The sequence below is a fragment of the Lacisediminihabitans sp. genome, from assembly GCF_036404185.1.
Lineage (GTDB): Bacteria > Actinomycetota > Actinomycetes > Actinomycetales > Microbacteriaceae > Lacisediminihabitans.
In genome coordinates this window covers 1-8,176 of record NZ_DASWPB010000234.1, presented here as the reverse complement: position 1 = coordinate 8,176, position 8,176 = coordinate 1, and the positions used below count along the sequence as shown (strand labels likewise).

Below are 8,176 nucleotides of genomic sequence, written 5' to 3'. Positions count from 1 at the left end.
TCAGTCGGCCAGAATCAGGTACAGCGCTCGCCTGGCATCGTCGAGCTTCTCGGCGGCGGCCGTCCGCTGCTCGTCGGTCGCCGCGGACCGGAACTGCCCGAGCACCCCCATGAGCTTGCCGATGCTCTCACCGAGACGAGTGGAGGCCTCCGACCGGCTGGGCGTCGCGTCCCATGCCTTGGCGAAATCCTCGGCATGCTCCTCGACATAGGCCCTGCCCGCGTCGGTGAGCTCGAACTCGGTCTTACGGCCATCGCCGCGGGAGACGATCAGCTCCTCGTCGACCAGCTGCTGGAGCGTCGGATAGACGGATCCGGGGCTGGGACGCCAAGCGCCGTCGGTCTTCTCGGCGATCGCCTTGATGAGCCCATATCCGTTGGAGGGGCCGTCGGCCAGCAGCGAGAGGATGACCGAACGGATGTCTCCCTTGCTGGCGCGCCGGGGTCCGCGGGGACCGAAGCCGCCGCGGAAGTCGGCGCCGAAGCCGTGACCGAACTGGGCGAAGGCGGCTCCGGGCTCGAACCCGGCACCAAAGCCGTGACCTCGCCCGGAGGGATCGTGGTGGAAACGCTGTTCCCGTGTGTAGTGGTTGTCTTTCATATCGCAGACACCTTTCGTTACGGCTCGACGTGTGCCTCGACGGCGAATAACACGAGCCATCGCAGAACTTCTGCGATGTGTTTACGATATATCGTAAAAGGAATTAACGCAAGCTTTGTGATCGTGGAAGACTGGGGCCATGAGCCCAGCACTTCCCACGCCAGAGAGCGTCGCCCGCATCATCGACCACACCCTGCTCAAGCCGGAGGCCACCCCCGCCGACGTGGAGGCCCTCGTCGCCGAGGCCGTCCGACTCGGGGTGTTCTCCGTCTGTATCTCGCCGTCGATGCTGCCGGTGTCCGTGCCGCCCGGCCTCGCCGTGGCGACGGTGTGCGGTTTCCCCTCCGGCAAACACACGGCGGCGGTCAAGGCGTTCGAGGCCGCGGGAGCGATCGCGAACGGCGCGGACGAGGTGGACATGGTCATCGACATCGGCCACGCGAAGGCCGGGCGCTTCGATCTGATCCAGGCCGAGATCGCCGCGGTCAGGGCCGAGGTGCCCGCCCCGAAGGTCCTCAAGGTGATCATCGAATCCGCCGCCCTGACCGATGACGAGATCGTCGGGTGCTGCACCGCCGCCGTCAACGCCGGCACCGACTTCGTCAAGACCTCCACCGGTTTCCACCCGGCCGGGGGTGCATCCGTTCACGCCGTCGCGCTCATGTCGGCGACCGTCGCCGGGCGCGCGGGAGTGAAGGCCTCCGGCGGGATCCGCACCTGGGCGGACGCCGTCGCCATGATCGAAGCCGGAGCCACCCGTCTCGGGGTGTCGGCGACGACCGCCATCCTCTCCGGCGCGGAGACCGCCGCTGCAGCTCCGGCCGCCGGCACGGGTGCTGCCGGCACGGGTGCCGCCGGCACGGGTGCCGCCGGCACGGGTGCCGCCGGCTACTAGGCTCCGACGACCACCGGCCGCCATCGACTGATCGGCAGTCGACCACCAGTAGGCAGATCCAGCGGGCCGATCTGGTAGTCGACCCGATAGCCGACCCAGCAGTCGACCTAATAGTCGATGAGCCCGTCGCGGTCCTGGAAGGTGCCCGTGGGACCATCCGCACCGATCGTCGCGAGGCGGACGATCGCATCCGTTCCCTCCTCGACGGACTGGGTGCCGCTGTTGCCGTTGAGGTCCGTGGCGGTGTAGCCGGGGTCGACCGCGTTGATGCGGATGCCCGGCAGCGACTTCGCGTACTGCAGCGAGAGCATGATGACAGCGGCCTTCGACGATCCGTAGGCGGGGGTCGGAAACCTCGACTCGACCCGGGACGGATCGGTGACAAACCGCGGGAAGCCGAGTCCGCTCGCCACGTTGACGACGACGGGGTTCTCGGATGCCCGCAGCAGCGGCAGGGCCGCGTGGATCGTCCGGACGATGCCGAAGACGTTGGTCTCGAAGGTCCGCCGCACGTCTCCGGCGGTGAGCTCCGCGACGGCCACCTGCGGCCCGATGATCCCGGCGTTGTTCACGAGCACGTCGATCCGGCCCTCGAGGCGTCCGATCTCCGCGAGCGCGTCGGCGACCGAGGCATCGTCCGTGACGTCGAGCCGGACCGGTCCTGCCCCGAGCGCCGCCGCCGCCTCCGCGCCCTTCTCCGCGTCTCTCGACCCGAGATAGACGGTATGCCCGGCATCGATGAGACGGCGGGCGGCCTCGAAGCCGAGCCCCTTGTTTGCTCCTGTGATCAGTGTGATTGTCATGGTCCCAGCATGCGCCGCGCCCGTCCGATCGCCGAGGTAGCCGCTCTCCCTAGGACCGTCGGTACCACCCGGACCACAACGACGAGGAGCAGACTGGACGAATGGCCGAACTCGCGAACGTCTTGAGGACCTGGCGCGACCGGGTCTCCCCCGAGGCCGTCGGCCTCCCCGGCGGACCGGATCGCAGGGCGCCCGGGCTGCGCCGCGAGGAGCTCGCCGCGCTCGCCGGGCTCTCCGTCGACTATGTGGTGCGACTCGAGCAGGGACGATCGACGAATCCGTCGCCCCAGGTCCTCGGCGCCCTCACGAGAGCGCTCCGGCTGAACCAGGACGAACGCGATCACCTCTACCGTGCGGCGGGTGCGGCGGTGCCTCCCGCCCTGGGCGTCCCGCAGCACATCACCCCGGGCATCCAGCGCATCGTCGACCGGCTGGGCGACACCCCGGTGAGCGTGTATTCGGCCGCCTGGGATCCGCTGCTGTGGAATCCGCTCTGGTCGGCCCTCCTGGGCGATCCCTCGATCTACAGCGGCCGCGAGGCCAATCTGGTCTGGCGCTGGTTCACCGCCGATCACTCCCGGGTGCTCTATGAGGAGGATGCCCGGCGCGCCTTCGCCAGGGACCTGGTCGCCGACCTGCACGCGGCCTCCGGGCGCTACCCGGTCGACGGGCAGCTGGCCGAGCTCATCGCGGACCTCCGCAGGGCCAGCCCGGCCTTCGAGGAGCTCTGGGGGACGTCGTCGGTCGGCAGGCACGTCGAGGGCCACAAGACGATCGACAACCCGACGGTCGGACGGGTCACCCTCGACTGCGATGTGCTCGCCGCCCCCGGCACCGACATGAAGATCGTGGTCTACACGGCGGTCCCGGGAACGACGGATGCGGAGAAGCTGCAACTGCTGAGGGTCGCCGGCCTGCAGTCGTTTGCGACGGAAAGCTAGAGGGCCGCGCGACGAGAAGCCGCGCAGCCAGCCGGAGGCGCGACGAGAAGCCGCGCATCCAGCCGCAGGCGCGACTAGCCCGAGGCGCCCGCCATCGCCGTTGCGGTCAGCTCCACCGACCGCAGCCTGTCGGCGATGGCCTGAGACTGAAACGCGACGATGAGCTCGTCCGCCTGGGCTGAGACGGCGAAGTCCTCCAGGAAGCCCCGCACCTCGGTGGGGGTGCCGACGGCGGTGTACCGCATCATGTCGGCGAGCCGTCGCCCGTCCGGCGTGAGCAGGAAGGCGTCGATCTGCTCGTCGCTGTACTCCGGCGCCCCGGGACCCCGCGAGATCATGCCCCGCACCCTGGCCCGCCTGGTGGTCTCGAACTGCTCGACGGCATCCGCACTCTCCTGCGCCGCGACCACATTGACCCCCGCGATCGCGTATGGCTCCGCCAGCTGGTCGGAGGGCTGGAACTCGCGGCGGTAGGTCGCCATGGCCTCGTGCAACGCGTCGGGGGCGAAATGCGAGGCGAAGGCGTACGGCAGGCCGAGGGCGGCGGCCAGTCTCGCCCCGAAGAGCGAGGAGCCGAGGATGTAGAGCGGAACGTTCGTCCCGGCCCCCGGCACGGCCTGCACGCCCGGGATGAGGGACTCGCCCCGCAGATACGCCTGCAGCTCGAGCACGTCCTGCGGGAACTGCTCGGCCGACAGCCCGTCACGACGCAACGCGCGCATCGTGTTCTGGTCGCTGCCCGGTGCCCGCCCGAGCCCCAGGTCGATGCGGCCGGGGTAGAGCGACTCCAGCGTCCCGAACTGCTCCGCGATGGTCAGCGGCGCGTGGTTGGGCAGCATCACCCCTCCGGCGCCGAGCCGGATCGTGGACGTGTGAGCTGCGACGTGACCGATGAGGATGCTCGTGGCCGAGGAGGCGATCGACGGCATGTTGTGGTGCTCGGCATACCAGACCCGGCGGTACCCGTGCCGCTCTGCGGCCTGGGCGAGCAGGACGCTCGCCGCGAAGCTGTCCCCCGCGGTCTCCCCTGGGGCGATCGGTGCGAGGTCGAGGATGGAAAGCGGGATGGGCATGGGCGGAAAACCTTCTTCTGTCGGTCTGATCTGTCTGGTCTGGTCTGGTCTGGTCTGGTCGACGGAGACAACGCGTCTCCAGGGTAAACACCGGCGCAGGCCGGATCGTTCCTCTCGGATAGCCTTTTCCCATGACGACTCCGGCCGCAAGCGACGTCCACAACATCTCCCGCGCCCTGGCGACCTTTTCCGAGCACTGGCAGCCGCATCGGCTGACCAGTGTCAACGACTACGACGTCAAGGTCGTCAAGTTGCTGGGCGAGTTCGTGTGGCACACGCATCCCGACACCGACGAACTGTTCCTCGTCCTCTCCGGCGAGCTCGTCATCCGGCTCAGGGACCGCGAGGTCGTCCTCGGTCCCGACGATGTTTTTGTTGTGCCCAGGGGAACCGAGCACTGCCCGGTGGCCGCCGCCGAGGTCTCCGCCGTGCTGTTCGAGCCCACGGGCACCGTCAACACCGGTGACGCCGGCGGGGAGATGACCTCACCGCTCCGCGAACTGCCTGCCTGAGGCATCCCGCAGCTCCTCGACCAGGGTCGGTCTGACGGGTGCCCAGCCGAGGGCGGTGGCCTGGGCCGGGAAGGCCTGCTGGTCGAGCAGCAGCACATCGGCGAACATCGCGCCGAGACGCTCGCGGGTCGAGTACCGGCTCACCGAGCTGGGCAGATCACTGCTCGACCCGATCAACGCGGTTCGCGCCTGGGCGGAGACGCACGTGCCCGACATCCTCCACGCCGGGGACCTGGCGTCCGCGACGCGGTGAGATCGGGGCTCGTCACGGGGCATGGTGTTATCACCCGGCGCGTGCGACGATGATCACCACGAACGGCCATCGCCGAGGGCGGCGAGCGCCATTCCCGGGCGCCACCATCGGGGGCACCACCATCACGGGCACCACCAAACAGGAGGTCAACGATGACCATTCGACTCAACCCCTATCTGGGCTTTCGCGACGACGCCAGGGCGGCGATGGAGTTCTACCGATCCGTCTTCGGCGGGGAGCTCACGCTGAGCACCTTCGGTGAGTTCCACGCGAGCGAGGACCCGGCCGAACGGGACAAGATCATGCACGGCATGCTCGTCAGCCCGAACGGTCTCGTCCTCATGGGCGCCGACACCCCGAACAGCATGGGCTACACGCCGGGCGATGCCTTCTCGGTCTCCCTCAGCGGCGACGACGAGGATGCGCTGCGCGGCTACTGGGACGGACTGACCGAGGGGGCGACGATCGGGGAACCGCTCGCCAAGGCCCCCTGGGGCGACAGCTTCGGGATGCTGCGCGATCGGTTCGGCGTCAATTGGCTGGTCAACATCACCGCAGCGGACCCCTCGGGCCAGGCCTGAGCCCGGCCTCGTCGTGGGCGGGCTCCGCGCCGGTACGTGTGCGGGCTCCACCAGGGTACGTGTGCAGGCTCCACGCGGGTAAGAAGGAGGAGAGTGGAGTGATGGGGCGGGCGGATGCCGGCCCGGAGCAGACGAAGGAGCACGATGAAGTACACAACCCTCGGACACAGCGGTGCGTCGGTCTCGACCCAGGCGCTCGGCACAATGACCTTCGGCAGCGAGGCCGACGAGGCCACGTCGGGAGACATCCTGACCGCCTTCGTCGAGGGCGGCGGCACCTTCGTCGACACCGCGGACGTCTACAGCGCCGGAGCCTCGGAGCAGATCATCGGGCGCTGGCTCGCCGCGCATCCGACCGAGGCCGGTCAGATCGTCCTCGCCACCAAGGGACGCTTTCCCATGGGCGCCGGACCCAACGACCTCGGCCTCTCCCGGCGCCACCTGCGCACCGCGCTCGAGGCATCCCTCGTCCGGCTGGGGGTCGAGCACATCGACCTCTACCAGATGCACGCCTGGGACGCCCTCACCCCGATCGATGAGACCCTCCGCTTCCTCGACGACGCGATCTCGGCGGGCAAGATCGGCTACTACGGGTTCTCCAACTACCTCGGCTGGCAGCTGACCAAGGCCGTCCATGTGGCGAAGGCCCACGGCTGGAGCCTGCCGGTGACCCTGCAGCCGCAGTACAACCTGCTCGTTCGCGACATCGAGCACGAGGTCATCCCCGCCGCGGCGGACGCCGGGATCGGCCTGCTGCCCTGGTCGCCGCTCGCGGGAGGCTGGCTGAGCGGGAAGTACCGGCGCGACGTCAACCCGACCGGCTCCACCCGTCTCGGCGAGAACCCGAAGCGCGGCATGGAGGCGTGGGATGCCCGCAATGCCGACGAGCGCACCTGGCAGGTCGTCGACGCGGTCCGGGCGATCGCGGATGCGCACGGGGCCTCGCCCTCCCAGGTCTCGCTGGCCTGGCTCGGCAGCCGTCCGGCGGTCACCTCGGTCATCCTGGGGGCGAGGACCGTCGAGCAGCTCACCGACAACATGGGCGCCGTCGATCTCGACCTGTCCTCGGACGAGCTCGACTCGCTCACCGCCGTGAGCGCGCCCCGCATCGACGAGTACCCCTACGGGACCGCGGGTGTTGGACAGCGCAGCCGCAAGCTCGAGGGCGGTCGCTGAGGCCCGACGCCGGGTGGGCCTGGCTCAGCCGGCGCGGAACGCGGTGATGACCGAGGCGATGTCGTCCCGGTCGTGTCCTTCGTCCGCCGCCGCCCGGAACTCGTCGCGCAGGGTCTCCAGCAGGGTCGCCGGCATCGAGCCGCCCTCGATCGCCGCGAGCATGAGCTCGAGGTCCTTGACCAGACCGTCGACGCCGAAGGACGGGGTGAAATCGGAGGCGATCATCATCCCGCCCTTCAGCTGGGCGTACGGCGTGTTCGACGGGCTGCCGTCGATCGTGCTGAGGAAGAGGGCGGGATCGACGCCGAGCGCCGCGCAGAGGGCGAGCGACTGTGCCGTCCCGGCGGTGATGGTGGCGATCCACGCGTTGCAGGCCAGCTTGAGGGCGCTGGCCGCACCGATCGCCGCCCCCGCGACGACCGTCTTGGAGCCGATCGCCTCCAATACCGGCCCGAGTCGCTCGATCATGGCCGGATCCCCGGAGACCACCACGGCGAGGGTGCCCTCCTCTGCGGGCTTCTTCGTGCCGACGACGGGCGCGTCGACCAGGTCGACGTCGTAGTCGCTCGCGAGGTCGGCGAGCCGACGGATGCCGTCCGGCCCGACCGTGGCGCTCTGCATCCAGATCGCCGTCGGCCCCATCGCCGGCAGGAACTGCTCGGCGACCTCCCGGACCGCCGGCTCGTCGAAGAGCATCGTCAGGACGACGTCGGCGTCGCGCACCGCCTCCGCGCTCGACGACTCGACGCGGGCGCCGTCGCCGGCGAGCGCCCTCGCCTTCTCGACGTGCCGGTTCCACACCGAGACCTGGATGCCCACCCTCAGCAGGCTGCGGGCGATGCCCGCTCCCATGGTTCCGGTTCCGAGTACTGCGACGCGCATGGTGTTCCTCCGCGGGTGGTCTGAGCGGGTGTGGTCTGGGCGGGTGGTCTGAGGCCCGACATCCGGGATCGTACGCCTGCCCGGTGGGAGACGGATGCGCCCGACCGATCCACCCGGAGACCGCCCGCACTACGGCGTCGTCGCCAGACCGAATCCGCCCGGCGGGAGCACCGTTGTCGTCGCACCGACGAGGGTCCGCACGAGGCGGCCCCCGTCGTCGTAGATGCGCGCTGTCGATCCCGCACCGCCGAGCCGGACGGACTGCGGCAGCAGCGACGTGGACTGCACGAACTCGGTCGACGCGGTTCCTGAGCCCGTCAGCCGGAGGCGTGCGACGAGCGGCCGGATCAGCAGCGCGTCGACGGTCGTCGTTCCGCTGAGCGCGGTCACCGAGACGGTCGTCGTTCTCCCGGAGAGCGGAAGCGGCAACGACTGCGGCAGCAGCGCGCCGGGAACGGGC

The 8,176-nt window shown here is 69.7% G+C and carries 10 protein-coding genes and 1 pseudogene; 5 read left to right on the top strand and 6 right to left on the bottom strand.

All coding sequences use genetic code 11. The features are described from left to right. Positions 1–600: a PadR family transcriptional regulator gene (locus VGC18_RS16145; RefSeq protein ID WP_331099290.1), complete on the bottom strand. Its 600-nt coding sequence runs from the start codon at positions 598–600 to the stop codon at positions 1–3. A 139-nt stretch (positions 601–739) separates the two neighbouring features. Between VGC18_RS16145 and deoC the strand changes: the two genes are divergently transcribed. Beyond that, positions 740–1,495 (top strand): deoxyribose-phosphate aldolase, encoded by a 756-nt coding sequence (gene deoC, locus VGC18_RS16140; protein ID WP_331099288.1) that lies wholly within the window; start codon positions 740–742, stop codon positions 1,493–1,495. 107 nt (positions 1,496–1,602) lie between these two features. On the opposite strand, the gene VGC18_RS16135 is transcribed toward deoC, so the two are convergent. Then, complete coding sequence (locus tag VGC18_RS16135) at positions 1,603–2,298, bottom strand: SDR family NAD(P)-dependent oxidoreductase (protein WP_331099286.1); 696 nt, start codon at positions 2,296–2,298, stop codon at positions 1,603–1,605. A 101-nt stretch (positions 2,299–2,399) separates the two neighbouring features. On the opposite strand from VGC18_RS16135, the gene VGC18_RS16130 reads away from it, so the two are divergent. Next, on the top strand, positions 2,400–3,239 hold the full coding sequence (locus tag VGC18_RS16130; protein ID WP_331099284.1) for a helix-turn-helix transcriptional regulator: 840 nt from the start codon (positions 2,400–2,402) through the stop codon (positions 3,237–3,239). 74 nt (positions 3,240–3,313) lie between these two features. On the opposite strand, the gene VGC18_RS16125 is transcribed toward VGC18_RS16130, so the two are convergent. Further along, positions 3,314–4,312: an LLM class flavin-dependent oxidoreductase gene (locus tag VGC18_RS16125; RefSeq protein ID WP_331099282.1), complete on the bottom strand. Its 999-nt coding sequence runs from the start codon at positions 4,310–4,312 to the stop codon at positions 3,314–3,316. 131 nt (positions 4,313–4,443) lie between these two features. Between VGC18_RS16125 and VGC18_RS16120 the strand changes: the two genes are divergently transcribed. Beyond that, positions 4,444–4,824: a cupin domain-containing protein gene (locus VGC18_RS16120; protein ID WP_331099280.1), complete on the top strand. Its 381-nt coding sequence runs from the start codon at positions 4,444–4,446 to the stop codon at positions 4,822–4,824. Here VGC18_RS16120 and VGC18_RS16115 read toward each other — a convergent pair. Then, positions 4,798–5,040: a hypothetical protein gene (locus VGC18_RS16115; RefSeq protein ID WP_331099278.1), complete on the bottom strand. Its 243-nt coding sequence runs from the start codon at positions 5,038–5,040 to the stop codon at positions 4,798–4,800. The two genes, VGC18_RS16120 and VGC18_RS16115, sit on opposite strands and share 27 nt — an antisense overlap. Before the next feature lie 189 nt (positions 5,041–5,229). On the opposite strand from VGC18_RS16115, the gene VGC18_RS16110 reads away from it, so the two are divergent. Further along, positions 5,230–5,658, top strand: a complete 429-nt coding sequence (locus tag VGC18_RS16110; protein ID WP_331099276.1) for a VOC family protein — start codon at positions 5,230–5,232, stop codon at positions 5,656–5,658. A 144-nt stretch (positions 5,659–5,802) separates the two neighbouring features. Then, entirely contained in the window at positions 5,803–6,834 is a 1,032-nt protein-coding gene (locus VGC18_RS16105; RefSeq protein ID WP_331099274.1) for an aldo/keto reductase, read from the top strand. Between the two features lie 24 nt (positions 6,835–6,858). Here VGC18_RS16105 and VGC18_RS16100 read toward each other — a convergent pair whose 3' ends face one another. Next, complete coding sequence (locus VGC18_RS16100; protein WP_331099272.1) at positions 6,859–7,716, bottom strand: NAD(P)-dependent oxidoreductase; 858 nt, start codon at positions 7,714–7,716, stop codon at positions 6,859–6,861. 129 nt (positions 7,717–7,845) lie between these two features. Then, positions 7,846–8,176 (bottom strand): annotated as a pseudogene (locus VGC18_RS16095) (hypothetical protein); the annotation flags it as partial.

What these genes read in the sequence shown, in the direction of transcription:
- VGC18_RS16145 (WP_331099290.1), bottom strand. Translation starts at nt 600, where the DNA reads ATGAAAGACAACCACTACACACGGGAACAGCGTTTCCACCACGATCCC.
- deoC (WP_331099288.1), top strand. Translation starts at nt 740, where the DNA reads ATGAGCCCAGCACTTCCCACGCCAGAGAGCGTCGCCCGCATCATCGAC.
- VGC18_RS16135 (WP_331099286.1), bottom strand. Translation starts at nt 2,298, where the DNA reads ATGACAATCACACTGATCACAGGAGCAAACAAGGGGCTCGGCTTCGAG.
- VGC18_RS16130 (WP_331099284.1), top strand. Translation starts at nt 2,400, where the DNA reads ATGGCCGAACTCGCGAACGTCTTGAGGACCTGGCGCGACCGGGTCTCC.
- VGC18_RS16125 (WP_331099282.1), bottom strand. Translation starts at nt 4,312, where the DNA reads ATGCCCATCCCGCTTTCCATCCTCGACCTCGCACCGATCGCCCCAGGG.
- VGC18_RS16120 (WP_331099280.1), top strand. Translation starts at nt 4,444, where the DNA reads ATGACGACTCCGGCCGCAAGCGACGTCCACAACATCTCCCGCGCCCTG.
- VGC18_RS16115 (WP_331099278.1), bottom strand. Translation starts at nt 5,040, where the DNA reads ATGTCGGGCACGTGCGTCTCCGCCCAGGCGCGAACCGCGTTGATCGGG.
- VGC18_RS16110 (WP_331099276.1), top strand. Translation starts at nt 5,230, where the DNA reads ATGACCATTCGACTCAACCCCTATCTGGGCTTTCGCGACGACGCCAGG.
- VGC18_RS16105 (WP_331099274.1), top strand. Translation starts at nt 5,803, where the DNA reads ATGAAGTACACAACCCTCGGACACAGCGGTGCGTCGGTCTCGACCCAG.
- VGC18_RS16100 (WP_331099272.1), bottom strand. Translation starts at nt 7,716, where the DNA reads ATGCGCGTCGCAGTACTCGGAACCGGAACCATGGGAGCGGGCATCGCC.